Genomic DNA, 26799 nt, shown 5'->3' on the forward strand with positions numbered 1-26799 from the left:
GAGAAAGCATATTGGGCATGCAGAAAACGCAAGGGGGCCCGAAGGCCCCCTATTTCGTAATCTCAGACTCACACGCTGTTCAGGTAGAACGCGTATAGACCAATTCCAATACCAGTCAGGAAGATGGCGATGCCGAGTACCTTCACAAAGGGACTGCCTTTTTGCTCCGCGTGGTCGATCCAGCGGCACGCAGTGTCACCAAGAAGCCCAAGCGCGCACAGGAAAGGGTAAAAAAAGTAAGCAGTGGGCGTATCGAAACCAATTGCTGCTTGGTAAAAAATCTCGCATGCAATTGCAAGGACGGTGAGTGCAATTGCGTTGCCGACCCGGGCCTTCCGAGTCAAATCCTCACGAGCTCCGCTCTGCTGGATAAACAGCGCAACGAAGAATGGAAGGATCGGTAGAACTGGCTCCAGGTGATGCTTCAACCACCAGGTTGCGGCCAACGCGCCCGCAGTGCCCAGGAGGTAAATCAAACCAGGAACGAAAAGCTGCTGTACGCGATGTTGAAACAGCTGAGGTTGAGAAGCTTGAGTAGTCATTTATGAACTCACTTGGCAATTGATGGGAGGGGGACGTATTAGTTTTGAGTTGAGTGGAGCACTGCAATCATCCATCCAACTCGTAAAACGCAAGCGCTACTGATCACCGGCACCGATCGCGGGGCCGTATTTGATTCGGTTGTAAATTGTCGCTGGGTGTCTTTCGGCTGGTAGCTCCGACTGTTTGGCTGCTTCGGAGGCCATGGGGCCATCGATGAGCACGATTCGGTCAAGCTCTGTAAGGAACTGGTCTGCTGCACTCAACCAATGGACCAAACCTGTTTCATTCCGGAACACATGCGGGGAATGCTTGAGGATGGCCTCTGTGGTTTCACGGCACTCGTGAATTCGGTAAAGCACTCCTCCGTTGAAGTGCTCTACATGCATGACGATCCTGTAAAGGTGGTCGCGTAAGTGCTGCGCCTCGAACGAGAGTTGATCGTTGCTCTTCCTCTCGGCAACGAGCTTGCCGTAGACGCGCCTTAGAAATACTGAAAGCACAGCGACGGCTAAAAGCAGAACGATTTCTAGAGCGGTCATTACCCTCAACTCCCTACTGGACGCTTTCTAAACGGCAGGATCTTAGCCGTCACCGACGGGAGCGATCGGGGCGTTGCTGGCCAGTCCTCCAACTCAGATAGCGCAGCTTTCAAAGCGGGGGCTCGGCGCTCTCTTACTGACAGAGCCATAGCGTCAAGCTCGTCGAACAAAGCCCTGGCCGATCCTTGATGATCCTTGTCGCTGTAGGCCAGCATGAAATTCCTGACAATCTCGGTTAACAAGATCCCAGGATTGGTAATTCCCTGGAGAGTCGTTTCACTGATGAAAATTCCGAGTTCAGATGGACCTGTCTCTTCAAAAAACAGGTGCCCAAGCTCGGTATAAATTGTGCCGAGAGAGCGTTCAAAATCACTACGGTCGTGCGGGCACGAACCAATAGAGAAACAACCACTGCTGTTGGTCATTTGTTGCAGTGCATGCATGGCCGCGGTGACAGGCCGCTGTGTCGAAAAGATCTCACTCATAGGCATTGCTTCCTTGGAACTTGAGGATGCTGTCGGTCATCTGCAGTGATACTGCTTCACCGGCGACAATGTTCATTCTGTATATCGATCCCCTCTGCGTTGTGATCTTTTAGCCCCCGAGTTGGGGGCTAATGATGAGCAGTAGAGGTAGGCGACATCAGGCTCAAGATAAGCGGCGCAAGGAAAACGCAAGACTGGGCTAACAAAGGCCTCGTCAAGCATTTTTGGTGAAGTTTTTCGGAAGCAAGTCGGGGCGTGAAGATTTCAGACCTTCAAAGATTTCGTTTATCTGACCTGCTAACTCGATCTGATCGATCGACTTTGAGCTTTGAACCGAGTGAGGAATAACCATCTGGCTTCCACCAGCAGTCAGCCAATCGAAGGCGATAAGGTTCAGGACTGGCGAACCAGGCTGTGGCAAGGTCCAACCTTTGGACTCACGCAGGTAGTGTAAAAAAACAAACGGCAGGGGAGTCAGCGCCTTCTCTCGATGTTCTGGCTTCGCGAGATCAACGAAGCGCGTGCATTTGATGTACATCGCCAATGGAGACTCAGGCGCTCCGCGCAGCAGCTCCTGAAGCCAGCGCCGGTACTGCTGATCCCTGGAGTCAACTGATCGGAATGCGCGCGGATGAACCTTTGAGGCGTGCCTTAGGCCACCTTCTGCACTGTAACTGTGTATCCAGATTTCGGTTTTTTTCTTACCGCTCACATTTTGGCCCTCGCGCATTTTGACCCGGATCGTAACCCTACGATCACGGTGTCGATGCCGACATCTTGATCCAAAGCAGCTCTAGACTGGCGGCGTTTTAACCCCCACCGAGGGGGCAAACACAGGCGCCAAGGGGGGAGGCGAAGCTTCATCATCATGTTCATGAACGTCTGAAGCTCACTTAAACCTAAATTAGCCAATGGTTCGCCTAATGATCAAACACCCTATTACTGCATCCAAACCGCTAAGCGTACTTTCCGTTATAGGTTTACTGCTGGGTTCAATGTTGAGTTCACAAGCATTGGCAAACCAACCACCTGTGAGTACCCAAGGCAATCCAGTTCTTGTTCAGATGGGGCGGTTTGAAAACTGGGTTGGCCCTATCTCGGCGCTTTTTCGTGATCCTGACGGGGGGGCAATACAAGATACTGCAACGATTTTATCCGGACCAACCTACGGTAAAGTTACCGCGTTGGCGGGGTCGATGTATTACACGCCGCCATATGGTTTTACCGGGAACGACTCGTTTGTTGCTCAAGCGTACGACTCTACTGGTGCAGCGTCTGGCCCTGTAACGTACAACATCAGTATTAATGGCTCAATGAACCCCGCAGGGCATCCGGTAACTAGCAATACGTATATCTATACAGTCCAAGGCCAAACAGGGTGGGGCGGCGCGGTATGCGCGAATACCCCTGGCGATCCCGTCGCAGCAATTTACTCACAACCTTCCGTTGGTTCTGCTTCATATTGGAGCAGTTTGATGGTTTATAATCCGGGCGGATCGTTTATCGGTACAACTGGGTTTACCTATGCGTGTACAAGGGACAACTACCCTTTCTTGATATCGGCGAACATGGGGTATGTAAGTGTATACGTGGGCGCTCAGGTAGCAATTACTACACAAGAAGACACCCCTAAGGCCGTAGACCTTGGGTCCTATCCAGGTATCAGTTACCAGATTTTGAAGCAGCCAGCGAATGGCAGCGCATATTTTAGCGGCAGTTCTATCGTGTTTATCCCAAATGCGAACTGGAACGGCTCAACATCCCTTGAATATAACGCTGTCTATGCGGGAGGGGGTGGCTCACTTACGTATTCGATTCCCATCTCAGTTTCACCGGTTAACGATCAACCATTGGCCTCCGATCAGTCCATGACGTTGTCAGAAGATACATCTGCAACGATTACCCTTCCCGTGACTGATGTTGATCTCAGTTTCGAAGGCGATAGTCACACTTGGCAAATTGTTGCAGCACCAAACTCAGCGCATGGGACTGCATCGATTTCAGGGAACCGATTAACCTTTACTCCGACACCTAACTGGTTTGGTACCACTTCGCTCACCTATAGAATTCGTGACAGAGCTGGCGCCTATTCAAATGTGGCGACAGTTGCTATTACTGTTCTCAATGTAAACGATGTACCTGTAGTTCAGAATGTTTCTTTGACCACAGATGAAGATATACCTGGCACATTGAGATTGACTGCTTCAGATATTGATAGCTCACCGCCATTCATTTTCCAGATAGTAGGACAATCACCTTCGCAGAAAGGCACCGGCAGAATTGATGGAGATGTCTTTACATTCACTCCATTTAAGGACTGGAATGGAACGACGTCGTTAACATACAGAGCGATGGATAAAGAGGGCGGGTGGTCTCTCCCTGCATCGATTCAGATTACCGTCAACCCCATTAATGATGCTCCATCACTCAGGTTCCCGCTCAAGATTGAAACGAGGGAAAATGTCCCGGTGAAAGTTAAGTCCGTCGTAACGAAACAATAAGCACCCAACCCCACCGTCACACTCTGACAGTGGGGTTTTTTTGTGACAATTGAATCATGTCACTTGCGTTTTTTTTGATGGTGTCATTCTAGGTTTGAGACACATCGCAACTGTCCGAATAACTCGAAAAGGTACTCAAGGATATGAACGCAAGAAAGGAAAAGACTCTGCACATCGCGGTGCTCCCGATAGGCGAGCCAATGGAAGAGGATTTGCTGGTACCAGGAATCTACCAAGCCCAGGTCGAGGCTGGGCTAAACTCGGCGGATTCAGCCGAGGCCGCGCTGAACGCGTTCAATGATCGGTTCGAAATCGCCAACAAAGAGGGCTTCGCTTTCTTTGTCTTCGATCCCGATGAGGGCCGCATTATTTCCCCGTCTGGACGTCAGGTACTTAAAGGCAGGCTGATTGAGCAGTTCAATGTTGCTTGCACCTTTATGACGGGGCTGATTCCCACCTGGTTATTCGACAAGTTCCGCTTGAGCCTTATCGAAACTGCAAAACCAGCCGCCAAAACTTCAAAATCTGAAATTTTACGCTCACTGAATGGCGACCCCATCCTCATTCGAAGCTGAAGTCATTCTTGAAGGCTTCATCCTCATCGTCCTCACCTTCTTGGCCTGGCACCGAATGTGAGGGGACGAAATCGGGTCTATGGCATCTGACAGGCTGATCCCGGTATCGTCCCCAAGCCTCTTCCCACCCCTGAGAGTGATCTGCTTCTACCAAGGTGACCTCGAGGCAGTCCGCCTCCGGGAGGGCAAGCATGTAGGCCTCTGCGACCGCTTGGGGAACTTCCAAGTCGGTTTTCCCGACCAGGTGACGCTGCAGGATGATCTGCAGTTTTTTGGCGAATCTTATTGGATCGATTGAGCCCTTTAGAGGTGCCGTCTGGTGAAGTCGGCTCCAGGTTGAAGGCGTTAGATTTCCACCCAATGTCTGAACCTGAATCACATCGGTTCTTGTAGCTGCCAGTAGCAATGCTACGGCGCCGCCCCCCCCATAGCCCACCAGTTCAAATGTTTGGTTGTGATGGACACCTTTAAGGAACTCCAGCGCTTCTTGATAGCTGGTGATGACGCTTGAGCTGAAGCGTCTTTCGGACCACTCCGTTTGAACGCAACGTTCGCTCCAGACGTACTGACAGGGCCTCGCCAGATACGCAGATGGGGCTGGATCGTTGAGGGCCAGTTTGACCAGCATCAGTTTTTTTGGGGTAGGGTTCGTTGATCCCTGTGACTCTGATGCCTTGCTACCGTCGTCTTCGATGTAAACGCGCAGCGTCGTCGATTCTTCAGCATGTTTTTTGACAGCCGCCAACAGAGGGAAGGGGGTCGTTTGCAGAACTGTTGCACGGCCACCTGCCGCGGTAATTTCGGTTGAGAAGTTTTTGATGGATGAGGTACAGCCTCCCATCAATGCAACACTCAGCCACATGACTGCAAACCTCGCTTTGAACATCATTACGACTCCAATCCCTTTCTCGATCAATGCTCCAATGTTCGCGGCCTTTCTCCAGGGCCATCGGCCCAAACGTCCCCCTCCAAGGGGGCAATTCCGCCCGTGGCTCTGAACAGCTTCCTCCTAGGATCGGTGCTGGTTTTCCATGCTTTGGAGTCTGTGATGACAAGAGAAGAGCTGTTAGCGTCTAGTGATTCAAATTACATGAACGACGATCACCTGGTCTTTTTCAAAGAGTTACTTCAATCGCAGATTCAGGAGTGTCTTGAGAGAGTGAGCGGGGGGAAGCAGGGGTTATCTGCATTGGAGAAACCTGCCGATGATGTTGATCAGGCATCGGTCGAGGAAGAGCGGCAAAAGTTGCTTCGAATGCTTGAGCGAGATCGCATGAATCTGCCGAAATTACGCCGCGCAATTGAGCGAATTGAGGATCGCAACTTTGGTTATTGCGAGGAGACCGGGGAGCCTATTGGAATTAAGCGTTTGCTCGCTCGACCTGCCACCACATTGTGCATTGAAGCCAAGCAAAGACAGGAGCTGCGCGAGAAACATTTGAGAGTGGCCTAGATCGAGAGGTCGGGGGCCCAAAATTTCCAGGCCCCCAAGTGTTCAGTTGCAGCCATCTTTCAGGCTTTTACCCGCTTTGAAAGTCGGTTTGTTGACCGCTGGGATGGTAATTGCTTCACCCGTGCTTGGATTACGACCCCCTCGTTCAGCGCGGGCTTTCACCTGGAAGGAACCGAACCCGACCAGCGTTACTGTTTCCCCAGCCTTCAAGGCACTGGTAATGGAATCAGTCAGTCCGTCCAGCGCACGACCTGCCGCTGCTTTAGACAGATCCGCACTTTGTGCGATTGCATCGATCAATTCAGCTTTGTTCATTCACGCGTCCTCTGATTGAGTTCCCCGACATGGGTTGCTCGGCTTTTTGCTCATTTGATTGTATCGAGCGAAGTGCTTCTGAGAGTGAGGTTTGCCCCCGCCGCGGGGGGCAATTGCCTGATGGATGCGGGGACCTGGCTCTTACTCTTCCTGCACCTAATTTTGGATATCTCGATATGACCTTCAAAGCCCTTTTCGGAACGGCGTGTGTGTCGGTGGTGATCTCGTTGTCTGCCGCTGCTGGCGCTTTTTATTATTGGAAATCGACCCAACCGTTCATTGCGGACAACCAAGCACAATTCAACGTGATGGTGGCCAAAAGTATCAAGCTCAATCGGGCGGAACAGTACGCTGCTGAGGTCAACAAAAAGCTGGCCAAGTACGAGGACTTGGCGGTTAACGATGCACCGGACGGACGTCGGATCTATGGAAAGCTCGAAGCGCGCTTTACGCTTGTAGAATTCTCGGACTTCGAGTGCCCTTACTGCAAGCGCTACCATGAGACCCCGAAAAAGTTAGTCGATCAGGCGCCAGACCACGTGAAGTGGGAATGGCGGCATATGCCTCTCGATTTCCATAATCCTGCGGCTACACGCGAAGCTGTGATGACAGAATGCGCCGCGGAACAACGTGGCGCCGCAGGCTTCTGGGTGGCTGCCGAGGAAATGTTCAACAAGACGCGCGGTAACGGTCAGGGAATCGCTGACGTGGATGAATTTGCTGCGGGGATTGGTCTCGACACCGACAAATTCCAGGACTGCCTGAAAAGTGGGCGGTATGACCAGCGGATCCAGGCGGATATGAAGCTCGCCGAGAAGTACAAGGTAACGGGTACTCCTGCAACATTGATCGTCGACAGCCTGACCGGCGAGGAAAAACTGGTTTCGGGCGCTTTGCCGATTCAAAAGCTCATCGCGACCATCTCTGGAATGATCGAGGCTCACGAGCAACGTAATGCCAAACCAGCAGTGGGTGCGGCGGATTCTTCTACTGAGGCGGGTAGTGCTTCTGATGTTGCGCCAGATTCTGCTGTGGGAGCGAAGCTTCCATCTGGCCAGGACCAATAATGGAAACCTGTGGCAAATGATGAAAAAGCCCGTCCAGTTGACGGGTTTTTTTTCAACCTGTCTCAGCAGAGCCGCTGCATTTAACCAGGAAATTGCTTCCTTCTTCCCGCTGATCGACTCTAACGACGGTACCAGTTGAGTTTGTAACATCTGGCATCCGCGGGTATCTGGTCCGGTACCCAGCGCAGGCAGTCCAGGTATAACCGATCAGGCTTGCTCGGGCTTGGTCGAGTTGCTTGCACCAGATAGGCCGACCCACCAGACGTGACTATGTAATCTCCGGCGCTCAAGCCGTCAGCGCCGTCGATATAGAGCTTGCATGGGGTGAAAGGCTGACGGCGACTAGCCATAATTGGTTTCCCTACTTCTGTTCGCGGGCCCGAACCTTCGCCCAAGCCTCGGTGCTGTCCAAGCTGTGGCCACAATGCCGACACTGATAACCGTCACTGCGCCCGCTGAGGTCGGAATCGCATTCGTGAAATTCCATCAGCGTGAAATGGCACATTGGCACCGGCCCAACGTCCAGACTTCGCATAAGCTCGTTGTAGTCGCTCATCACCTGGAAATAGCGAGCTTCGTCTTCAGGGGGGCTTTCCTGCTCGATACAGGCCATGGAGACTCCTCTATGAATGGGTTGCCAGCGCTTGAGAGGCATGCTCGATTTGCCGATTTCGTTTCTCAACGAAACTCGCCATGAGACCGATCACAACGGTATTAAGCGCCAGGATCTTCATGGCGCGTGTTACCGCCACGTAGAGCAAGTTCAGCTCGTCATCCCGCTCTTCGGGTTCCATTTTTGGATCGAGCGGATCTGCAAAATCCTCGTACAGCTTCACAGCGTCCCACTCAAGGCCTTTAGCCTTGTGAGCAGTGGTGAGGGTGACAGTAGCGTCGAATTCTTCTTTTACAGAGCACTGGCGAAGCTCGGCAAGGCGCTCAAGTAAATCGTCATAGGTGTCGATCAGTTTGACCGAGCGCTCCATCTCGCGATCATTCGATTCCTCCGCAATTACCCGGTACTCCTGGAAGTCCCTGTACTCCTCGAGCAACTGGCGCCGCCGAATCTCAGTGTTCTCACCTTTGCTGAAGCGATAGAGATCTTCGAGCTCGGAAAACTTGTAGGCTTCCAAGCCCCCAACCCAAAATATTTTATGATCTTGAGCAGCCAGCATCAGGGCGTTTTCGATTACACCCATCACAGTACGATGCAGCACGGCGTGGTGATCGATGTCATCAGGAAGTTTGCGGGTCACCTTGGTGGCCGGACCCGCCCCGATGATTTCAAGCTCTTCACCTTTGTAGGAGAGGATGATATTGGCCGTATGAGCAACCGCTGGGCCGAATCGAAAAGAGCTGGTCAAATACATCTCGTCGACGCCATCCATCGCCGAGTGGTCCAAGGCGTTTACCGCGCCACGAAAGCGGTAAATTTGCTGGTGCGAGTCGCCACAGATGATCACCTTGGCTTTCTGTCTGAAAATCACATCAATCAAACACGCATTCAGGTCCTGACCTTCGTCGACGAGGATTGTCGTATAGCGACTCGATAACTCTGGCTGCGATGTTTGCCAGAGCTTGAAATATCCGTCGTGGGTAATTTTTACTTCTTTGTCGTCAAGGTCGATCATTCGTTGCCACAACATGTTGGCGCCAGCGACAACCGAAGATCGGTACTGCGCTTTTTTTCCAGACAGCTCGGTACCGGCTTCGACGCGATTGAAATGTTGCTCGCCGATATCGAAGTCAGCGCTGTTCAGGTAGTTGGTCAGCGTCTCTTGAATGTCTTTCACGGCTGTCCAGTTGCGCGTGTCCACGGCGTTCGCGATATCCGTTAGCCGCAGATTCTGGGCCAACTTTCCTGAGTAGCTTCGACCGATGCTGTGGTAGGCCAATTGATGGGCAGTTTTGCAGTCCACCCCTTTTGGAAATTTGCTTGCCGCTTCGTCACGGATCGCCCTGTTGTAAGCGACATAAAGGATCCGCTCACTTCGGTTCGCCTCTGCATACTCAGCAAGGGTCGTAGTTTTGGCTGCACCGGCAAATGCACGGACCCGCAGGCGCCGACCGCGATATTCCTTGATTGCAGCTTGTTCCAGAGTCAGCGTGATCTGCTTTTTCATGTCCATTTGCCTGTTAGCTCGTAATACTTAAAGCCTAACAGCGCCCTCAAAAACGCAACTGCGCAACGCCCCCCTATCCGGAGGTCCCCCCCCTAAAGAGGGGCAGTTAAGACCCTCCATGAGCCGTTGTTCAACTCAGACTGTGAGCTCCAGGGAACTGGCGACCATGCTCGCCTTTGCCCCGCATCGATGAGAGCAGTGATGAGCCTGAAGATTCTTCTGGTGATCCTCCTTGGATCTTCAACAGTAGGTTGCACTCAGCCGACACCTGATGTTCCGCAGGATGACGGTGCATTTTTGAGGCTCGCCAAAATAGGGACTGGGGCGATAGTCCTGGAGGCTGTAGTCGTATCCGGACAGGTTCAGAGAGTTGCTGCTGGAGACATCTCAAAAAGCGGCGGGAAGTTGAAACGCTGGAGTGATACCTATGTAAACATGGGCAAATGTGGGCGTGTTCGGTTCGTATTTGACCGTGAAAGTGACAAAGGTCGTTTTTGGAAAGCGACACCAGCCGCAACCCCGCACCAGCCTGGTCAGGGATGCCAAATAATGGACTGGCAGAAATATCACTGGCAGGAGTTGTCAGGCTGAGACAGTTCGGAACTGGGCACGGCCGACCCTGCCAGAGGAATTCCTGTGGCATGGTGAAGGATCAGTTGGCTCTTCGTCATGTGATGGATAGCGGCGATCTGCACTTGTCCCAATTGGAGAGCCGTCGCAAATGCAGTGCTCTCGACGGGGGATGTGCAACGAGTGCCAATTCCCTCCGTCGCGATTGCCAAACCTGCGCCTGGGATCATTAGATACACGAGGCTTTCTGTAGTCGCCTGAATGACGGAGAGTCCAAGCGATCGCCGTTCAAGTCGCTCCCAGCGATCGAGGATCTCTCGGACTGTGCCCCCAAGTGATGCTGACTTGCGGGAATAGTCGCTTTGCCCTTCTTGGCAGATATGGACCTCCCCGTTCAACGTCCAGTACCTTTGGAAGATCTGCGAGCCTGCTTGGGTTTCTCAACCCAATTCTCTATATCCGGGATCCCATCGAGGTCCTGAACAATTGCCTTACACGCTGGGCGTGATTTAAATCCGGTGCAACCCCAAAAGGGGCCACGTGTCCCGTCTCTCAACGCCAATTTGTGCTTGTCGCATTTAGGGCAATTCTGTTCGCTGAGTACCACCGCCACCTTTGGCTCATCTCCGGTTTTGAGTCGATCGAGGTCAGGGCTGTGCGGTGCTCCACGTTTGGCCTTGGCTTCGGGTGCAGTAGCGTTGCACTCTGGATAGCGGCTGCAGGAATAAAAGTGGCCGGCTCCACCTTTTCTACGTACAAACACACCATCTGAGCACACTGGACAGGGGATAAGATCCGCGCGCATATCGATAAAAGCTTGCGTCGAGCCAGCACTGGAAGCAGCAGCTAGTTCGGACTGCAAGATGTTGTACTGATAGGACACGACCGCCTTATAACCCGCTTTACCTGCTGCAATCTGGTCGAGCCCGTCTTCCATTTGCCGCGTAAAATTGAGCTCAATGAATGAAAAGTACTCTCGCAAGACATCTGCAACAGCTTCGCCAAGAGCCGTTGCGTAGATCATTCTGGCCTTTACTTCCATGTAGCCTCTTTTTTCAAGGACCGCCTGGGTGGCTGCGTAGGTAGCAGGTCGTCCGATACCGAGGCGTTCCATTTCCTTAACGAGTCCAGCCAAGGACAAGCGTGCGGGGGGCTGCGTCTTTTGCGTCTCGACTGAAGGTAAAAGTGCCGTCAAGCGCTGGCCATCTATTAACGCAGGTAGTGGCGCTGTCGGCTCATTGTCCTGGGCTGTTCCTTCTTCCTCAGTTTCATCGCCTTTTGTGAGGGCTAGCCAGCCTGGATCAATCAAAACTCGTCCTTTGGCCAGAAAAGGTTGTTGGTGTCCCTTGAGTGCTACATCGCTCACGAGCACAGCCTTTGTCGAATCATAGGTAGCTGGGTTCATTTGGCTTGCGACAGCGCGCATCCAGATCAGGCGATACAGCTGCGCGTCGGGCGAGTTTTGATCATCGCCAAATTGGCGCATTTCAATGTCACTTGGCCGGATCGCTTCGTGAGCCTCTTGGGCACTTTCCTTCGACTCCCAAGTATTTGGAGATGCGGGAATAGCTTGTCCCGAACTTGTTAAAAAATCACGAATCGCGGTCAAAGCCTCTTCACTGAGGTTCAGACTGTCTGTGCGGTGATAAGTAATCGCACCTGAGTCGAAGAGGGACTGTGCCAGCTTCATGGTTTCATCCGGGTTCATTTTCAGGCGGGCAGATGCGGCCTGTTGCAACGTCGACGTTGTAAAGGGGGGAGGGGGCTTTCGAAACGTCTTGCGAGTAGCGACTTTCTGCACGGTAAAGCCGCGTTGCTGTTGAATGGCCATGGCCAACTTGTCAATGAAGGCTTTGTCCGTGAAGTGCGCTGGCGGCTCTTGTTCGAGCATTTTGAAAAGAGGGCCGTATTCCCATGTCGCTGTCCAAGTACTGGATGGTCCACCTGGGGCCCCGCTGAGGTTCATGTGAAACTTCACGTCGAGACGGTAATGTTCGATCTGGACGTGGTCACGAATTGCCCTTTCACGCAGTACGATCAACAGCAGTGCTGAAGACTGCACACGGCCTGACGAAAGACTCCTGCCGATCCCTGCGATTTTGGTCAGCCAAGGGGAAACGTAGTAACCGAAAATCCGGTCTAGCACCCTGCGGGTCTCTTGAGCCTTGACTCTGTTGATGTCGATTTCGCGGGGGGACTTGATAGCGTCGAGGATCGCTTTTTTTGTGATCTCGTTGAAGGTGACTCGCCAATACTTCTTGGGTTTGAGTGTTTGAAGTAAGTGCCAGGCTATCGCTTCGCCCTCGCGATCGAGGTCGGTACCTAGATAAACGTTACCGGCATCTTTCACGAGTTTTCGTAGCCACGCTACGGTCTTCGCCTTATCCGGCAAAACGACGTATTCGGGCTGGAAGTCTGGTGCGGAAACTCCCATTTCGTTCGAGGGAAGATCTCGAATATGTCCCGCAGAGGCCGTGACCAGCCAGCCAGGGCCTATAAATTTTTCTATTTTTTTCGCTTTGGTCGGACTTTCAACAATCAACAGGTTCATCAGGGCCACGTCAACCTCCTCAAATTGGAAGGTACGATGCCCCGTCTAGTCGATGTTCTTCGTTCCAATCCGCCCCCCGGCAGGGGGGGCTGCGTTTACACTTGCCCTGATATGGAAACGATCATGCTCGGTGTTGCCTGCCTGGGTCCGAGCTCGAGACGCTGTTGATTGTGCAACGACTTCACCCAAGACAACGAGCATTTCGCAATGGCCAAGCTTCGATAGGTTTGTGGCTGATACAGAGCGTGGGTGTTTCTGGGACATAGCAGTTCCATCCATCAGTTAGTCGTCCTCATCATTGCATCTGCATTGAAAATGCAACCGTGGGCGTATGTTTTGGCCATAAGTTCGACATCGAAACTTGCATTGTTTATAGAGGTGGGATGATAGGTGCATGAGACAAGAAAACAGTTCACGCCTGACCAATTGGAGAGAGCCGTTGCCCGCCGAGCTGCGGAGCGCATCTGTGGTCATGTCGGAGCGAGATCTCAGCACCACCATGCCCGTTCCTTTGCATGGGCGCTGTGATCAAATTTTCGATAATGGGCGGTATCTGTTTGTTGTTGACACGAAGCGGCGCAAGAAAGCAGCGGTGTACCTGCGAGATGTCATTCAGCTCTCAGTTTACAAAGTGATCTTGGAGCGAGAGTCACAAACACTCTTGGGCTATCGGCGCCCGGTGTCGCCAGTCGGGTACATCCGTGTCACCGGCTACGGTACTACCACATACCTACCAGTAAAACTCCTTGCGACATCACAGGTTGTTGCGCTTTGGAATCGTTACTGGGAGCTGAAAATCCGTCGTGGTGCTGCGAGCCCGAGGGTTGCTGTCCTACAAGTATGTTCTTCCTGCGATCAAGCACCTCGCTGCCCTCGATACCAATAGCGTCTCGCGGCAAACCACGAAGCCGCCATTTTCATGCTGTCGGTTGTAAATAAATGCGAAATTATAGAAATTGCGGCGACAATAAAACCCGCAAGTGCGGGCTTATTGATGTATCTGAGGCTATAGAACCCGAAGCGATACTTTTCCTATCTACGGTTGTAGTCGCGGAGGGTTTCACTAAACGCAGCGTCGGCTCGCTCGCTGAATACGTTTCGCCAGAAAAACGCCCGTGGGTTGAATACCAACAATGGCCCGGTCACAAGTACAGCCACCACATGACAAAAGATCTCGTGTAGCCCGGAGCGTTGAAAGGCAATTGAAACCGCCATAGCTACGCAAAAAGCCTTAATCATCCCGCAGATCAAGTTCACAGACTGATCACCCCAAAGCGATTTGTCGCGGAGCGCAGCGCGCAAAGCGACTCGCCTTGCTGACTCCGCAGCCAACCAAATCGCATTTTTGTCATCACCCTCGTTCACGGTTTTCCCTGCTCGATCCTGGGCGCGAAAACCGCACCTCTCTTTCGACTGCGGCCCCGGCTTTTAAGGGCCGAGGCTTGGGGTACAGCGGGCTAATTGGCGTATCACTCAATCTTTTGGTTATCGGTCGGCTTTGCGGTCCTTTTGTCTGCAGCATCCAAGAGCCGAGAAATGTCTGGCATGACAAAAACTGCCGCCCCTAAAAGGAACGCTAAGATAAGCAGTGATGACATAACGCATTTTTTGACTGCCTCCTCGTTGAGATTGCCAGCAAACAAATCCATCCACGTCATGCCTTCTGGAAAGCCCATTTCAAAACCAGTGGACATAGCGAGAAGTATTGCTACTGGGACTAGGAGTGAAATTCGGCTCGTTCTATAGGCATGAATACAAGCGGCAACTAAGAGTGCATTCTTTAAGAGGTAGAGTAGGGTATCCATTACTCAAAGTCCTTCAGGGTGGCAATGGGAAAAGCAGAGAACCCTCTTTTCCTACGGTAGGGACATAGTCGTTTCGACGTCAGAAATCAGCTCGACATTCGGCTGCGCAGCACTAAAGGGTAAGCGGTTTCTTTGTGCAGTGCATTACGCAAAGGTTAGAGATCAAGCGGTGCGCTTGTGCGGGATAGCTTTCTGAATACGATCGTAAACTTCGTCCCGATGTACTGGTACCTCTTTGGGGGCGTCGATTCCGATACGGACTTGGCCACCGTCCACCGCAAGGACACGGATGATGATGTCCTCACCGATATTGATGGATTCACCGTTACGTCGAGTAAGAATCAGCATTTTATTTCCCTTCCTTTTTAGGTTTAAACGGCTAACTGCTGTTGGTTGTCGTCGCTTGAGTCTTCTTCCTGACCGTCTGGTTTCGCCGCCAACTGTTTGGCGCGGAGCTTCTCGACCTCGGCCAGGATCGTGTCCAGTTGGGCAAAGAGATCAGCAGGTAATTTGAGTTGAACCGTGCCGTCTTTCGCGTCCGGTTGAGCGTCCTTCACATGGTCCCGAAGGCTTGAAAATCCGTTGAACATCGTCTGAGCGAAGCTCTTCTTGATCGTCAATGGCATGACGTCCTTGAACTGCTTTTCGGTGACTCGACGGGGCTTGGGACTGGCGGTTGCGCCAGGCATAAGCGCCTGCTGGGGATCCACGCCGTCTGCGTTTTCAAGTGCTGCGATCTGGGTCAAGATCATGTTTAGCGCTTTTTCGCCACCATGAACCTTGAAGAGTTTCCTTGCGAGATATGGTTTGACAACATCATCCTCAACCAAGGCTTGCAGATCATCAGGTAGATCAAGCAACTCGAGCTCCTCCTTGATGTGCTTGCCTGATTTATTGACAAAAACACCGGCTTCGTCAGGAGTCATGCCTCGGTTGATGTAGCGCAGGTAGACGCGCGCCCGCTGAATCGGCGATAGATCCAAGCTATCCTGAGAAGTGACCAAAAGAGCATCCTGCTCGTTCTCGTCGCCTTTCATTTCAATACAACTGAGGCGCAATATCTGAGCCCCGCGTTCTCGAGCAAGGAGAGCGGCGAGACGTCGGCAATGTCCAGCTCGAACAATCAACCGACCATCAACAACCTTGACTATCAGCGGAGGCAACATTTGCCCAGCCATATACGCTTGGGCGAGCTTCTCGATGTGGGCTTTGGTTTTTGGACTGTCATAGTTCCTAGGGTTGAACCCAGGCTGCTCTTCAAACAAGTCCAACGGGAACGAGTAAAAGTCGCCCCGTTTTGCACCGATGTCGCCTTCATTTTTCGGCGTGATGCTTGCCGCAAGCGCCTTCAGGCTAGAAATGTTGTTGCTCATAATCTTCCTCCGTGACCGGCTACTGCCGTCTTCGTTGAATTGAACGGAGGGCTTCGCCCTCACTCGTTTCGATTCTGTGGGCTCCCGAAAAAATGCAAGGGCCCTTAAGGGAGCCGCTCAATATGCAGCCCCGGTTTTTCTGAAGAGGCTGCAGAGCAGATGTGACTAAACTCTACAAGTCGCAGGTCGCGCGAGGGCGGTTGATTAGCCCCGTTCGAGGGGGCAATTAGGCAACGCACCCCCTGTTGAGGGGCGAATCGGCGATAAAGCGAAAGGCCAGTACGGATAATGTTTCGATACCTAAAGTCGAGGTGAGAACAATGTCCGCACACCCCATTTCCAGAAGCGAAGAATATCCAGGCGGTGATCTGCTGCTTCAGCAACAACAGTCGCTGGATGAGATTCAGCGAATCGCGAGCATGACGCCGCGGCTTGCTTTCGAGCCACGGTCGTCATTTGACAGGACACTTGAGGAAGATCTCAAGCAGCTCGATGCGTCGATACCTGGTGCAACGTTTTGGACCAAGTCTGTAATAATCGCTGTGTCGATCGCCGTCGGCGCCGGGCTTGTTATCGGCGTACCGCTGGGGTACATCACCTACTAAAGACTTGGGCACTGAGTGAAACCGCTACCGAATCAGCTTTATTGGAAGAATTGGGGGGAGTGGCTTGCTGGTGCTGGCGCTCTCTCAATTAAAGCCTTGCCCTGCTACCTACTTGCAGCCTCACTGTTCGGCGGCGTTGGGCTGATCATCTATTTGATGGGGGGGAAAGCGTTTTATCACCTATTCAACGTCTGTTCGCCGTTCTTCCTGATCATTGTTGCAATAGCGTTCGCCAAGGACACTGGAGCGCCTGTTGCGGCGACCTGCTATCAGCAACTGACGAAGGGATCTTACTGGTTGAGCCTTCCACGATTATCGGCCAAACCCATCCTCGTACTGCTAACCGGAATGCACATCCTTTTCATAGGACTGATGGTGTACTCCCAGTACTTTACGAATCCCTCTCATTCCCCTGGCCAGGGAGCGGTTCTTGAGAGAAGTTTTTTTGAACAGGTGGCGCTTTACGTCATTCTGTTTTCCACGACGATTGAGCAGCAAATGATCCTCGTTCCGCCGCTGATTCTTTTTGGAGGGATGTACCACTTCGTGGTCAACATTGGTCTTTCACTGCGGGTGGTGTCTGAAGGAAACGCGGACCGGGTAAACAGCTTAGTCAAGGTTTCCGGCAAGCGAGTGCTGTTGCCTATTCTGATTATCTTGCCCGCTGGAGTCCTTATACAAGCAGCGGCAAAAGCAGCTGGCACTCTGCACCAGGCGCTGGGAGCGGGAGTGCTGCTTATATCAACATTTGGTTGGCTATTCTTTGGTGCGCTCTCTTGGAAAATCGTGGCGAGCGTGATGGCGTTAAGCGTAGAGAAGGAAGGTTTGACTGAGAAATCGTAGCTGGCCGGTGTTCAGTCAATACCAGTCAGCTACGGTGACATTTACAGTTATTGAGGGCGGACGAATTCGCCAGTTTATTTCTGAGTGAGGCATTTGCCCCGTAACGAAGGCGGAATGTGGTTAGGTCCGCCAAGCGCAACCATTGACCACTCTTCTTCAGTCATTTCGCTTGTGGCCCCCTTACAGAACTTTCGATAAGCCCGCAGGTACTGTGCAGAATCCATATCCACGGTGGTTGGCTTTTGTTGCGCTACCTGGGGCGCGGAGGGCGATGCGGGGACGCCTTGAGACAAGGCTGAGCGTTGCCACTCTTCCGGAGTTCCGCGAAGCGCAAAGATCTTCACTGCACCATGGTCGGACTCTTCATTCCTGACGACAGGTCGAATCACAATCGCATCTTCGGACGCCATTACGTGCTGATAGGTTGGTTTGCGCAGTGCCGCGCCTCCACGGCCCTCATGACCCCATGACGCACGAAACTCCTCCCAGTGTCGGACAGGAACCTCCACAGTCGTTGGAGCAACGTAGGTTATTTCCTGTTTTTTAGGCTTCGATGAGCAGCCGCTTAGGGCAAGACCCAAGGCTATTGCGATCGCAAAAGTTTGATACTTCACGTTGAAGGTCTCTGTCAGTGGATGACAGTGAGAATAAATGGCAAGGAGTTGAGCATCGGTATTCGTCTGCCCCCACTTAGGGGGTCGATTGACCCGCTTGATCGACTTAGTGGTTGGCATCCTTTCGGTCACAAGAACTGAATCGGTGCTGTGAATTGTTCAGAAACGCTCTCGCCAGGATTTTTGGCCGCCGCCAGGTAGGCCCAGTGATTCCTGAGCCCAAACACCCTGTTCACGTTCTGCTCTCTCCTGAGGTCATCAAGGGACTGAAGGAGGGTGATGAGCATATGTTGCGGTACCCGCCCTTCATCAGCGGCTATCCGGCGCTTATCCGTGGTGGGGATCTGCTAAAGCTGCACGCCGACAAATTGACCAAAATCCAAACTACCTTAGGGCTACGGCCAGAAGAGTTCGATGAGTTGGTCATGCCGGTGCTGCGCGCCTATGCCGATTACGTTCACCTCCTTCCAGCATCGGAGCTCCACCACCACCGCGGTCCAGGCGGGCTAATGCGCCATGGCATTGAGGTCGCGGCATTCGCGGTTTTGAAGTCAAACAACGCGGTTTTTGATCACGATAAGTACCCCCAAGAAAAATCGAAGCGTGAAAAACCCTGGCGTGTTGCAGCAATGTGCGCTGGCCTGATACACGATGCCGGAAAGCCTCTAACAGATCTGCGAGTGACCGACGAAACCGGTGCAAAAGTGTGGGCTCCTGTTGAGGAGTCATTGCTTGAATGGGCCAATAGCCAGAGCGTGGCGCGGTACTACCTGCACTGGAACTCGAATCGCCACAAGGTCCATAAGCACTTGTCGGCAACCATGGTCGATACCCTCATTCCGCGTAAAACCCGAGGCTGGATCATGAACGCTGGCCAGGACATCTATGCGTCCATGGTCAACGCAATAAGTGGTGATGACCCCAACAGTGTTCTAACTGGGATCGTCATACGTTCCGATTCGGCATCAGTCGAGCAAGACATGAAGCGCCATGGCGGTGAGGCCACGTCAAGTGGTACCGGTGTCCCGGTGAACCGTCTTGTTGTAGATGCCATTCGGCGCCTAGTTTCGATGGGGACTTGGGCCGTAAACAAGAAAGGGTCAAGGGTGTGGATCACCCTGGATGGCGTCTTCGTCGTATGGAAGCAGGGTGCGGAAGACATCGTAAAAGAAATCATCGCGCAGGGAGTTAATGCTATCCCTCGAACGCCCGATCTGCTGGCGAATGTTCTGATCGATAATGGGTTGGCTGATCGCGGGCCGGATGGGGGACCTTACTGGGATGTCGCCCCCTTCGAGCTTAGAAAAGTCGATGGTGCTGGCTTTACCAAAGAGACGTATTTGAAGTGCCTCAAAATCATGAGCGCGGATACCGTCTTTGGTTACGACCACCCACCAACAGCCGTTTCTGTGACGCTGGGTAAGGACGCGGACGCAGTAACACTTGAGGTTACTTCTGCATCGCCTGGCGCTACGGCTCAAGATGAACCTCAAGCTGCTGTCGGCGCTGCCCAAACACCAGTATCGACTGCTAAAGCTCACATGGGCACCGCGCTGGGCGATCTGGTCAACAATTTCACACCTGCCTCGACTGGTGGAAAGCGTACTGCGAGCCCAGCATTGCACCAAAAGGCAGCCGCGAAGGGCATCAGCCTCGAGCCGCTCGACACAGAATCCTTGGCGATGGTCCTTGAGCCCGAAATCCGACCAGTTGGCCTAAAAGATTTGGCCGTTGAGGGGCTCGATATTGACGGCTTGTTCTCTGAGGACGAACTGGGGGGCAGTGAGGGGCCAGTAGGTGACGTTTTCGAGCCACTGATCTTTTCACTTGATGATGACCAAAGTGCTTTTGGCCCATCGACGGCGCCGCCTGTGCAGCTGCCAAAGGAGAAGGCGCCTGCAGCCCAAGTTGTAAGCCCAGACGACTTTGACGTCGAAGCCTACCTGGCAGATCAGACACAAAGTACTCAAGGCCAGGACTACGATTCTAGTTTGCAAGGCGTGGTGTTTGAAGAGTCTGAGTTTGAGCCTCCAGCCGCGACCGCTGCTATTCAAGAAACCGTATCTCCTCAGAAAGATCTTCTGCATGGACTGTTCGAAGGCTTGGACCTCAATCATGAGCCTAGGAAGCCCGCGCGGAGGTCGACGGGCAAGGACAGTCAGGGTGATTTGCTGGCGCCACTCGCTGGCGCCTCGGCCAATACACCACAGCAACGACGAAATGGAAATAAGCCATCCTCTATTCAGGTCGTATCGACGGTTTCATTCGCTGAGGTGGATGAACCTGCGGGGGAGAAGTCAAAAGCAAAAGATTCTTCTCAGTCGCACCTTCAGGAATCGACCGAATCTGCCACTCCGAAGTCCTTAACCCCGATAGCCGACTCATTTGTGAATGCTTCACCTGAAGCGATGAATATCCTTATTCGACACGTTCCGAATGTGGTGCATTGGTCGGTCTTGAATTCGAAACTGTTTCTGCCGCTTTCAAGTGGAAGCAGTGTCTTAACCGAAGAAGAAGTGATGACTCTTCATACTTCAGGTTGGGTTATGGAGAACTTTCTCAAAAGCGGTGGTTTAAAGCAGCGAGTTGTGCAGAAATTAAACAATATTAATGGGGTAGTGCTGAGCAATCCTATCGCTGCATTAGTTGAGGAGCTAACAGGTCAGCAGTTCGAATTTCTCTCAGTAAATAAAAAACGGGATCAGGCGTCGCTGGACCGAAGTAGGCGAATCGTCAAGCTCGCAATTCAACACGTAGAGCGCATCGCGCTAGAAACTGGTGAAACAGCTGCGGAATTTACTCCAGGGTCGTTCAAAGCGCTTGAGCCTGTCATCGGCTTTAGTCATGACGAAATAAGAAATGCATTGTGTGAATACTGCGAGTTTGTCATGCGTCGTAAAAATATCGTGGTCATTATCCCGCGGGAGTTAATGGTATGAGTGAGTGGGCGTATGACGTTCCCTGGCGTCCGAATTTTGAAGCGGTCGAAGTGGCTGCTTGGACTGGGGGCATGGTCGCTACAGCTTCATTAGGCTTGCTAAGTAGTGGCCTTCCTTTTATGCCTTTCGCCTGTACATTAGGAATACAAGCGGCCTTTGCTTTGAAGAAATTGCCTAAAGCAATCCAGCTTCACAGAATTAAACAACGTCTGGGAGCGCAGCCAGTCGATCTACTAAGTCAAGATAAGCTTCTTGACTTTATGATTGCAAATCCGACTTCTGTATATCTGGGTCAAGGATATCAGTGGACGCAATCAGAAGGTCAGATGCTTTTCGATTTGCTTAAGCGTGATGTCACGAAGTTTGTCCCTAAAGTGAAAGACGGCTTTATGGGGGCGCCATGGATTCACGGCCTCAGTCAGAAAAAAGACGAGGCCCAAAAGGTAGAAACAGAACTTACAAGCCTTCACGAGTTAATTGTGGGTACTACAGGCTCGGGCAAAACTCGGCTTTTTGATTTAAAGATAACCCAAGCGGTACTTCGCGGTGAGGCTGTAATCGTAATTGATCCGAAAGGGGATCGTGAGCTTGCAGAGAACACGAAAAGAGCATGCGAGATTGCGGGTGAACCTAATAGATTCAAGTATTTTCATCCTGCGTTCCCTGAAAAATCTACAAGAGTTTCACCCACCAAGAACTTCTCAAGACCAACTGAAGTTGCGAGTCGAATTGCTGCTCTGATGAAATCTGAGGCTGGTAACCCATTCCAAGCTTTCGCGATGATGGCAATCAACAACGTTGTTCAGGCCATGTTGATTTGCGGCGAACAGCCGACATTGGTTTCAATTCGCCGGGCTCTTGAAGGTGGTTTGGCAACTTTGATCATCAAGGCAATCAAGGCTTATTCAGAGCCTCTGATTTCTGATTTTGAGGCAACAGTCAAACATTATTTGAAAGGGGCGCAATCTGACGGCGCAAGGGCACTTGGCCTGATCGCTATGTATCGAGTCGAAGTTCAACCTGTAAAGGCAAACTCTGACCTTGAAGGTGTGCTTTCGATGTACGAGCATGACAGCCAGCATTTCGGGAAGATGATTGCGTCCTTGATGCCCGTACTAAACATGCTCACATCGGGGCACATGGGCCCACTGTTGTCCCCAATGGACGATGATGATGACGATCGTGAAGTAACAGATACCAAGAAGATTATTGATGGTGGGCAGGTCATGTACCTGGGGCTCGACTCCCTTTCAGACCCTCTTGTTGGCTCTGCGATCGGATCGATCTTCTTGGCGGATTTGGCTTCCGTAGCTGGTGAGCGTTACAACTACGGCGTTTCGTTGCGTCCCGTGAGCATCTTCGTCGACGAGGCTGCCGAGGTGGTGAACGACCAGCTGATTCAGTTGCTCAACAAAGGTCGTGGGGCAAAACTGAGTCTGTATGTGGCTACCCAGACCATTGCGGACTTTGAAGCACGTATGGGGGATGCAGCAAAAGCACGCCAAGTGTTGGGTAACACGAACCACCTCATTGCTTTGAGAATCACGGATCCTGATACGCAAGAGTACGTGGCGTCGAAGATTCCTCCGACAAGATACAAATATATTATGCGAACTCAAGGTGCTTCATCTGGGCAAGATCCGCATATGCACTCAGGCAATGTCGGCGAACGCTTGATGGAGGAAGAGGGCGAACTCTTTCCGTCCCAGATGTTCGGTCAACTTCCGAATCTTGAGTACATCGCAATTATGGCAGGCGGAAGACTTATAAAAGGCAAGGTGCCTGTTCTTACGACGCCTAAAGACATGGCTAAAGCTGCCCAGCAGGCCGCTAAATATAAAGAAGTTATTATTAAAAATGCAGCGTAGACAATCCATGAACAATTCAAATACGGCTAACAAAGTCTTTATGGAAGTTTTCGGCGATAACCGTTCATTGAAGGATGCTTTATACCTGCTGAAGTCGGACTGGCCTCGCGCTGCCGCACTTATCAGTGTTGCTGCAGCTTTACTCAAGGCGCCTGAAACCACTCACGTGACAAAAGCAGTAATTCAAACTGCGCTAGAGTCATACCTTGCAAATGTCGGTGCGACTGACAGGCAGCGGCTTGCCGCTTTTATGGATCCTTTTATCGATGGAATGTGCGAGATCGTTGGTGACAAGGAGTTGGTCAACAAAAGCTCTATTGTTTCCGATGAAATCGCACGGATAATGAATGACGCTGACTATGAGGGTGATTTTTGTGATCGGACGTCGGTCACTAAAGCCCTTTTGCAGCCTCAAAACCCATTATCTAAAGTTTGGACCCTGATTGAGTCTGGGAGAAAATGATATGGAAGAGAAATGGCCAAAAACATTCTGGGCATTTATAGTCTGCTTTTTTGTAGAGATCATTCTTGTCGTTTGCTTGGTACCAAACAATTTTATTGAGCGTTCAATCCTGAAGGAACAGGGTTGGACTCGAACCATGTTGGGTGAAGAGTCTGAAGCGTTAGTAAGGCAGTCGACTGACCAACTGTATATTTCCTTTTTGGGCGACTCCGGAATCAAAGACACTGTTTCTAGCTTTTTTATCCCGTCAGCCGCAGAAATCGAAAAATCAAAAGGTTGGGAGCATTTAGGCGAGTTATGGTTTCCCTTCATACAGGCCCGAGGTGAGGCGCTTGCTATGGTCATTTACCATATAATTTACAGAATAATTCTTCTAGGGATGTGGATCCCTTCCATGGTAATCATGGTCATACCCTCAATGGTTTCAGGATATATGGCCTGGCAAATAAAGCGTTACAACTTTGCATACTCGTCGCCGTTCTTGAATAAATACAGTTCTATGCTGCTTATGTTCTTTGGGGCGGCGTTGATCGTGAGCTTTATTGCGCCGCTGCCCATTCCGCCAATGATTATTCCGATTCTGACAATCATCGTCATACCGTTCGCTTGTGTTCTGTTGCTCGGAAACCTACCGAAGCGTCTCTAGCTCGGGGAGAACCGCCCCCTACATGGGGGCGAACTGCCGCCCTTAGATTCAGTAGATCACACAAAATCACACCATCTGAATAGGAGTGATTCTGTGCCTTCTGCCACCAAAACAAAGTTCACCAGGTTCGCACCGGTTGCAATGGCTGCTCTTGCGATCGTAATGGCGGGAATCTCGCTATACGCCCAGAACAATCTTCACCGGCAGCTTGCCGAAACCAACGACTTGATCGATCGCTTGGGTACTCAGCAAGCGAAAATTAAGCCTTGGGCGTACTCCTATGAGCATATGAAAGATGCTGTTGAGCAGCTGCAAGTGCTCTATCCATCGTTGATAGGTTCAGCGGCAAGCACTGAGCCTGGACAGGAACACACCACCGCTGCACCTGCTGGAATTGAGCGTCGTTATGGGGAAGCAAATTCCCAATTCACGCTTGTGGAATTCAGCGATACCGAGTGCCCGTATTGCCAACAATTTTACCCAGCCCCTAAGGCATTAGTGGACGGCTCACGAGGCAACGTTTCGTTGATCTTCAAACACGTTCCGCTGCATGGCGAGAACTCGAGGCTTCAAGCGTTGACGGCGGAATGCGCAGCTGATCAGGGAGGGAATCAATCCTTTTTTCGCATGATCAGTTCCATTTTTTCCTCTACAGGGTTGAACGGTCGTGGCACGCAAAAACCCCTATCCAGCATTGCCGAAGAATTGGGGCTCGACGCTCGAAAAATCACCGCATGCGTGGACAGCGGTCGCTACGACGACAAGATCCGAGCAGATCTCCAGGAGGCGGTTCAAGCCGGGGTCAAGGTGACACCGACCACTCTCATTATCCATAACCCGACGGGCCGTAAGCAGGTTCTTTCTGGTGCCTATCCTCCCGATGAAATCGTGAAGGCCATGTCGGCACTGGTAAATGGTGCGCCCGTTCAGCAAGGAGTCCCTCAGTGAAGCAAGTAACAATTCCTCAATACGTTGACGACCCTCCTCACGTGCTTTTTTGGCAAGCGGATGAAGTAGCTCCAATTGGCCTTGGCCTCGTCCTTGGGGTCTTTTTTGGTATGGCGGGCATCTTAACCTTGGCAGGCGTTTTGATGACCCGTGTCTATCGCAAATACCGAGACAGAAACCCTGATGGGTACTTGGCGCACATGATCTGGTGGTACACCGGTATCGGTGGGCCAAAGGCCAGGTCGATACCCAATCCTTTTATCAATCGACTGCACTGAGGCACTTCATGCTCAGCAAATTTTTCGGTAATACAGCCGCAGGTCTGAAGAAAGAGAACGCTACGTTCAAGGTGCTGCTGTATGCCATGGTCGTTACTAATTTACTTCTGACGATCGTCGCACTGAACAAAGAATCCATTCAGACCATCACCCCGCCCACATTGGTTGAACAAGCATGGGTCGATGAAAACTCGGCGTCCGAGTCCTACACCGAAGCCTGGGCAATGTACGTGGCTTTAGTTCTTGGCAACGTAACGCCAGGAACGGCAGAGATGATCCAAAAAATTATGGATCCGTTGCTGTCTCCGGACATTTATCAAGCGTTTGTGAACCTGCTGCAGAAGCAGGTCGCCGAGATACGTCGAGATCGCGTCACTCTCAAATTCGAGCCTCGAAAAATCACCAGAGAACCTGGCAAACCAAATCTCTTTTACGTGAGTGGTCGGTCGACCATGGAAGGGCCTACCGGCAAGAAAGAGCGTGAGGATCGGACGTACGTGGTTGAGATCAGTATCAAGCGCTACAAACCAATCATCGAGTTCGTAGAAACCTATAAGGGGGGGCCTCGTACCGACATTGTGCAAAGCCGTCTCGATCGAGCAGAAGAAAACAAAGAACGTCGTCGTCAGGAGCGTGAACGTGAACGTGCACAATAATTTTAAGGCTCTGGCTGCGATGCTTTTGATTGCGGCCTCAACCGCGCATGCGGAGTCGAAGCTGGTACTACCTGATATTTCAGTGAGTAAAGCCAATGCGGCTCAAACCCAGCCTGCAGCTTCGGCCAACGGCAGTTCGGTTTCCCCTGAATCAAGCAAAGACACCGCTGGCCATGCGGTGAAAACGCCGGATGGCAAGTCAGCAAAGATGGTTCAGGTTACACCAGGGCAATCGAACGATTTGCCTGCTGTTGACGGATCTGTGATGCGTCAACCTAAGCCGGTTAAGGCAGAGCCTATTGAAACCATGCGGCAGGTTCTCATTGCGCCAGGTGTGAATACCATCATTCCAATTGCGATGGGGCATTTGAACCGCATTGTCACGCCATTCGAAGACCCGATCGTTCAAACGGTAACAGGCGCAACAACCAAGGTGAAAAATAACGTTGTGTATGTTGCTACGGACACTGATACGGCCGTCACGATGTACATCACCCCAAAGGATGACGAAAGTCTTGCGTTGTCCTTGACCCTTGCCCCACAAAAAATTCCTCCAATCGAAGCCAACCTGGTTCTGGATGAAGGCAACACCATTCAAGGTAAGTCGTTGGGTGGTCTCGGTGCGCGCCGCCATTACAGTGGAGCCGCCCGCAAATGGGAAGAATCCCAACCCTATATGGACTCGATCCGCGGAATCATGCGGGCGTTGGCGTTGAACAAACTTCCGAAGGGTTACAGCCTCGCAAAACTGGCTCCGGGCGATACGGTTCCTGCGTGTTACCAAGAGGGGCTTGATGTCGATTTCAGCCGATCCCAAGTGATGCTCGGACATAACTTCCAAGTGTTGGTAGCAGTCGCGAGTAACGTCACCAATCAGCCACTTTTGGTAGACGAGACAGCCTGTACTCATCCGACACTGGCAGCGGCTTCGGTCTGGCCGAACAATCTTCTTGAGCCCGGAATGAAGACTGAGATTTACATCGTTCTGCGGGTTGGTGAAGAGCAAACCGATGATTCTCAACGCCCAAGTTTGCTGAATTAA

28 protein-coding genes are annotated in these 26799 nt (G+C 51.8%); 16 read left to right on the forward strand and 12 right to left on the reverse strand.

Annotated elements, in window-relative coordinates:
- Window positions 1-68 precede the first annotated feature (68 nt).
- The 4 genes from AEQ63_RS13855 to AEQ63_RS13870 all read right to left on the reverse strand — a co-directional run bounded on the left by AEQ63_RS13855 (window position 69) and on the right by AEQ63_RS13870 (window position 2279).
- The gene (locus AEQ63_RS13855) at window positions 69-542 is read right to left on the reverse strand and encodes a hypothetical protein (protein WP_064363821.1); all 474 of its coding nucleotides are present in this window, start codon (window positions 540-542) and stop codon (window positions 69-71) included.
- 96 nt (window positions 543-638) lie between these two features.
- The gene (locus AEQ63_RS13860) at window positions 639-1082 is read right to left on the reverse strand and encodes a hypothetical protein (RefSeq protein WP_064363822.1); all 444 of its coding nucleotides are present in this window, start codon (window positions 1080-1082) and stop codon (window positions 639-641) included.
- A 5-nt stretch (window positions 1083-1087) separates the two neighbouring features.
- Complete coding sequence (locus tag AEQ63_RS13865; RefSeq protein ID WP_064363823.1) at window positions 1088-1567, reverse strand: hypothetical protein; 480 nt, start codon at window positions 1565-1567, stop codon at window positions 1088-1090.
- Window positions 1568-1781: 214 nt separating this feature from the next.
- Window positions 1782-2279: a hypothetical protein gene (locus AEQ63_RS13870; RefSeq protein WP_152972371.1), complete on the reverse strand. Its 498-nt coding sequence runs from the start codon at window positions 2277-2279 to the stop codon at window positions 1782-1784.
- A gap of 211 nt (window positions 2280-2490) precedes the next feature.
- On the opposite strand from AEQ63_RS13870, the gene AEQ63_RS27235 reads away from it, so the two are divergent.
- Both AEQ63_RS27235 and AEQ63_RS13875 read left to right on the forward strand, forming a co-directional pair.
- Window positions 2491-4068 carry a tandem-95 repeat protein gene (locus AEQ63_RS27235; RefSeq protein ID WP_161806081.1) on the forward strand — a complete coding sequence of 526 codons (1578 nt, stop codon included), beginning with the start codon at window positions 2491-2493 and terminating at the stop codon, window positions 4066-4068.
- 143 nt (window positions 4069-4211) lie between these two features.
- On the forward strand, window positions 4212-4643 hold the full coding sequence (locus AEQ63_RS13875; protein ID WP_064363825.1) for a hypothetical protein: 432 nt from the start codon (window positions 4212-4214) through the stop codon (window positions 4641-4643).
- Here AEQ63_RS13875 and AEQ63_RS13880 read toward each other — a convergent pair.
- Window positions 4630-5532 carry a hypothetical protein gene (locus AEQ63_RS13880; protein WP_064363826.1) on the reverse strand — a complete coding sequence of 301 codons (903 nt, stop codon included), beginning with the start codon at window positions 5530-5532 and terminating at the stop codon, window positions 4630-4632. The two genes, AEQ63_RS13875 and AEQ63_RS13880, sit on opposite strands and share 14 nt — an antisense overlap.
- 201 nt (window positions 5533-5733) lie before the next feature.
- On the opposite strand from AEQ63_RS13880, the gene AEQ63_RS13885 reads away from it, so the two are divergent.
- Complete coding sequence (locus AEQ63_RS13885) at window positions 5734-6096, forward strand: TraR/DksA family transcriptional regulator (protein ID WP_236705261.1); 363 nt, start codon at window positions 5734-5736, stop codon at window positions 6094-6096.
- A 42-nt stretch (window positions 6097-6138) separates the two neighbouring features.
- On the opposite strand, the gene AEQ63_RS13890 is transcribed toward AEQ63_RS13885, so the two are convergent.
- Entirely contained in the window at window positions 6139-6411 is a 273-nt protein-coding gene (locus AEQ63_RS13890; protein WP_064363828.1) for an HU family DNA-binding protein, read from the reverse strand.
- A gap of 176 nt (window positions 6412-6587) precedes the next feature.
- Here AEQ63_RS13890 and AEQ63_RS13895 point away from each other — a divergent pair, with 176 nt between their 5' ends.
- Entirely contained in the window at window positions 6588-7478 is an 891-nt protein-coding gene (locus tag AEQ63_RS13895) for a DsbA family protein (RefSeq protein WP_064363829.1), read from the forward strand.
- Between the two features lie 361 nt (window positions 7479-7839).
- On the opposite strand, the gene AEQ63_RS13900 is transcribed toward AEQ63_RS13895, so the two are convergent.
- Both AEQ63_RS13900 and AEQ63_RS13905 read right to left on the reverse strand, forming a co-directional pair.
- Entirely contained in the window at window positions 7840-8091 is a 252-nt protein-coding gene (locus tag AEQ63_RS13900; protein ID WP_064363830.1) for a hypothetical protein, read from the reverse strand.
- Between the two features lie 10 nt (window positions 8092-8101).
- Window positions 8102-9598 (reverse strand): 3'-5' exonuclease, encoded by a 1497-nt coding sequence (locus AEQ63_RS13905; protein ID WP_064363863.1) that lies wholly within the window; start codon window positions 9596-9598, stop codon window positions 8102-8104.
- 201 nt (window positions 9599-9799) lie between these two features.
- Here AEQ63_RS13905 and AEQ63_RS13910 point away from each other — a divergent pair, with 201 nt between their 5' ends.
- Complete coding sequence (locus tag AEQ63_RS13910; protein WP_064363831.1) at window positions 9800-10189, forward strand: hypothetical protein; 390 nt, start codon at window positions 9800-9802, stop codon at window positions 10187-10189.
- A gap of 373 nt (window positions 10190-10562) precedes the next feature.
- Here AEQ63_RS13910 and topA read toward each other — a convergent pair whose 3' ends face one another.
- On the reverse strand, window positions 10563-12719 hold the full coding sequence (gene topA / locus AEQ63_RS13915; RefSeq protein ID WP_236705264.1) for a type I DNA topoisomerase: 2157 nt from the start codon (window positions 12717-12719) through the stop codon (window positions 10563-10565).
- A 472-nt stretch (window positions 12720-13191) separates the two neighbouring features.
- Between topA and AEQ63_RS29305 the strand changes: the two genes are divergently transcribed.
- Complete coding sequence (locus AEQ63_RS29305; protein ID WP_442965711.1) at window positions 13192-13605, forward strand: PD-(D/E)XK nuclease family protein; 414 nt, start codon at window positions 13192-13194, stop codon at window positions 13603-13605.
- 583 nt (window positions 13606-14188) lie between these two features.
- Here AEQ63_RS29305 and AEQ63_RS13925 read toward each other — a convergent pair.
- From AEQ63_RS13925 to AEQ63_RS13935, 3 genes are all read right to left on the reverse strand, one after another.
- Entirely contained in the window at window positions 14189-14524 is a 336-nt protein-coding gene (locus tag AEQ63_RS13925; protein WP_064363834.1) for a hypothetical protein, read from the reverse strand.
- A 162-nt stretch (window positions 14525-14686) separates the two neighbouring features.
- Window positions 14687-14872, reverse strand: a complete 186-nt coding sequence (gene csrA, locus AEQ63_RS13930; RefSeq protein WP_064363835.1) for a carbon storage regulator CsrA — start codon at window positions 14870-14872, stop codon at window positions 14687-14689.
- A 23-nt stretch (window positions 14873-14895) separates the two neighbouring features.
- Window positions 14896-15897 (reverse strand): hypothetical protein, encoded by a 1002-nt coding sequence (locus AEQ63_RS13935; RefSeq protein WP_064363836.1) that lies wholly within the window; start codon window positions 15895-15897, stop codon window positions 14896-14898.
- A gap of 320 nt (window positions 15898-16217) precedes the next feature.
- Between AEQ63_RS13935 and AEQ63_RS13940 the strand changes: the two genes are divergently transcribed.
- The 10 genes from AEQ63_RS13940 to AEQ63_RS13985 all read left to right on the forward strand — a co-directional run bounded on the left by AEQ63_RS13940 (window position 16218) and on the right by AEQ63_RS13985 (window position 26799).
- Window positions 16218-16502, forward strand: a complete 285-nt coding sequence (locus AEQ63_RS13940; protein WP_064363837.1) for a hypothetical protein — start codon at window positions 16218-16220, stop codon at window positions 16500-16502.
- Between the two features lie 15 nt (window positions 16503-16517).
- Window positions 16518-17345: a hypothetical protein gene (locus AEQ63_RS13945; protein ID WP_064363838.1), complete on the forward strand. Its 828-nt coding sequence runs from the start codon at window positions 16518-16520 to the stop codon at window positions 17343-17345.
- Between the two features lie 820 nt (window positions 17346-18165).
- Window positions 18166-20898 (forward strand): MobH family relaxase, encoded by a 2733-nt coding sequence (gene mobH, locus AEQ63_RS13950; protein WP_152972372.1) that lies wholly within the window; start codon window positions 18166-18168, stop codon window positions 20896-20898.
- The gene (gene traD / locus AEQ63_RS13955; RefSeq protein WP_064363840.1) at window positions 20895-22766 is read left to right on the forward strand and encodes a conjugative transfer system coupling protein TraD; all 1872 of its coding nucleotides are present in this window, start codon (window positions 20895-20897) and stop codon (window positions 22764-22766) included. Before mobH ends, traD begins: the two co-directional genes overlap by 4 nt.
- Before the next feature lie 7 nt (window positions 22767-22773).
- Window positions 22774-23229 (forward strand): hypothetical protein, encoded by a 456-nt coding sequence (locus AEQ63_RS13960; protein ID WP_152972373.1) that lies wholly within the window; start codon window positions 22774-22776, stop codon window positions 23227-23229.
- A 1-nt stretch (window position 23230) separates the two neighbouring features.
- Window positions 23231-23875 (forward strand): DUF4400 domain-containing protein, encoded by a 645-nt coding sequence (locus tag AEQ63_RS13965; protein WP_064363842.1) that lies wholly within the window; start codon window positions 23231-23233, stop codon window positions 23873-23875.
- A gap of 93 nt (window positions 23876-23968) precedes the next feature.
- Window positions 23969-24823 carry a DsbA family protein gene (locus AEQ63_RS13970; RefSeq protein ID WP_064363843.1) on the forward strand — a complete coding sequence of 285 codons (855 nt, stop codon included), beginning with the start codon at window positions 23969-23971 and terminating at the stop codon, window positions 24821-24823.
- Complete coding sequence (traL, locus tag AEQ63_RS13975) at window positions 24820-25101, forward strand: type IV conjugative transfer system protein TraL (RefSeq protein WP_064363844.1); 282 nt, start codon at window positions 24820-24822, stop codon at window positions 25099-25101. Before AEQ63_RS13970 ends, traL begins: the two co-directional genes overlap by 4 nt.
- A gap of 8 nt (window positions 25102-25109) precedes the next feature.
- A complete protein-coding gene (locus tag AEQ63_RS13980) occupies window positions 25110-25757 on the forward strand; it encodes a TraE/TraK family type IV conjugative transfer system protein (protein ID WP_064363845.1) in 648 nt (215 codons plus the stop codon).
- A complete protein-coding gene (locus AEQ63_RS13985; protein ID WP_064363846.1) occupies window positions 25741-26799 on the forward strand; it encodes a TraK domain-containing protein in 1059 nt (352 codons plus the stop codon). Before AEQ63_RS13980 ends, AEQ63_RS13985 begins: the two co-directional genes overlap by 17 nt.

The organism is Pseudomonas sp. RIT-PI-o (assembly GCF_001297215.1).
Lineage (GTDB): Bacteria > Pseudomonadota > Gammaproteobacteria > Pseudomonadales > Pseudomonadaceae > Aquipseudomonas > Aquipseudomonas moraviensis_A.

What these genes read in the sequence shown, in the direction of transcription:
- AEQ63_RS13855 (WP_064363821.1), bottom strand. Translation starts at nt 542, where the DNA reads ATGACTACTCAAGCTTCTCAACCTCAGCTGTTTCAACATCGCGTACAG.
- AEQ63_RS13860 (WP_064363822.1), bottom strand. Translation starts at nt 1,082, where the DNA reads ATGACCGCTCTAGAAATCGTTCTGCTTTTAGCCGTCGCTGTGCTTTCA.
- AEQ63_RS13865 (WP_064363823.1), bottom strand. Translation starts at nt 1,567, where the DNA reads ATGAGTGAGATCTTTTCGACACAGCGGCCTGTCACCGCGGCCATGCAT.
- AEQ63_RS27235 (WP_161806081.1), top strand. Translation starts at nt 2,491, where the DNA reads ATGATCAAACACCCTATTACTGCATCCAAACCGCTAAGCGTACTTTCC.
- AEQ63_RS13875 (WP_064363825.1), top strand. Translation starts at nt 4,212, where the DNA reads ATGAACGCAAGAAAGGAAAAGACTCTGCACATCGCGGTGCTCCCGATA.
- AEQ63_RS13880 (WP_064363826.1), bottom strand. Translation starts at nt 5,532, where the DNA reads ATGATGTTCAAAGCGAGGTTTGCAGTCATGTGGCTGAGTGTTGCATTG.
- AEQ63_RS13885 (WP_236705261.1), top strand. Translation starts at nt 5,734, where the DNA reads ATGAACGACGATCACCTGGTCTTTTTCAAAGAGTTACTTCAATCGCAG.
- AEQ63_RS13890 (WP_064363828.1), bottom strand. Translation starts at nt 6,411, where the DNA reads ATGAACAAAGCTGAATTGATCGATGCAATCGCACAAAGTGCGGATCTG.
- AEQ63_RS13895 (WP_064363829.1), top strand. Translation starts at nt 6,588, where the DNA reads ATGACCTTCAAAGCCCTTTTCGGAACGGCGTGTGTGTCGGTGGTGATC.
- AEQ63_RS13900 (WP_064363830.1), bottom strand. Translation starts at nt 8,091, where the DNA reads ATGGCCTGTATCGAGCAGGAAAGCCCCCCTGAAGACGAAGCTCGCTAT.
- AEQ63_RS13905 (WP_064363863.1), bottom strand. Translation starts at nt 9,598, where the DNA reads ATGAAAAAGCAGATCACGCTGACTCTGGAACAAGCTGCAATCAAGGAA.
- AEQ63_RS13910 (WP_064363831.1), top strand. Translation starts at nt 9,800, where the DNA reads ATGAGCCTGAAGATTCTTCTGGTGATCCTCCTTGGATCTTCAACAGTA.
- topA (WP_236705264.1), bottom strand. Translation starts at nt 12,719, where the DNA reads ATGAACCTGTTGATTGTTGAAAGTCCGACCAAAGCGAAAAAAATAGAA.
- AEQ63_RS29305 (WP_442965711.1), top strand. Translation starts at nt 13,192, where the DNA reads ATGTCGGAGCGAGATCTCAGCACCACCATGCCCGTTCCTTTGCATGGG.
- AEQ63_RS13925 (WP_064363834.1), bottom strand. Translation starts at nt 14,524, where the DNA reads ATGGATACCCTACTCTACCTCTTAAAGAATGCACTCTTAGTTGCCGCT.
- csrA (WP_064363835.1), bottom strand. Translation starts at nt 14,872, where the DNA reads ATGCTGATTCTTACTCGACGTAACGGTGAATCCATCAATATCGGTGAG.
- AEQ63_RS13935 (WP_064363836.1), bottom strand. Translation starts at nt 15,897, where the DNA reads ATGAGCAACAACATTTCTAGCCTGAAGGCGCTTGCGGCAAGCATCACG.
- AEQ63_RS13940 (WP_064363837.1), top strand. Translation starts at nt 16,218, where the DNA reads ATGTCCGCACACCCCATTTCCAGAAGCGAAGAATATCCAGGCGGTGAT.
- traD (WP_064363840.1), top strand. Translation starts at nt 20,895, where the DNA reads ATGAGTGAGTGGGCGTATGACGTTCCCTGGCGTCCGAATTTTGAAGCG.
- AEQ63_RS13960 (WP_152972373.1), top strand. Translation starts at nt 22,774, where the DNA reads ATGAACAATTCAAATACGGCTAACAAAGTCTTTATGGAAGTTTTCGGC.
- AEQ63_RS13965 (WP_064363842.1), top strand. Translation starts at nt 23,231, where the DNA reads ATGGAAGAGAAATGGCCAAAAACATTCTGGGCATTTATAGTCTGCTTT.
- AEQ63_RS13980 (WP_064363845.1), top strand. Translation starts at nt 25,110, where the DNA reads ATGCTCAGCAAATTTTTCGGTAATACAGCCGCAGGTCTGAAGAAAGAG.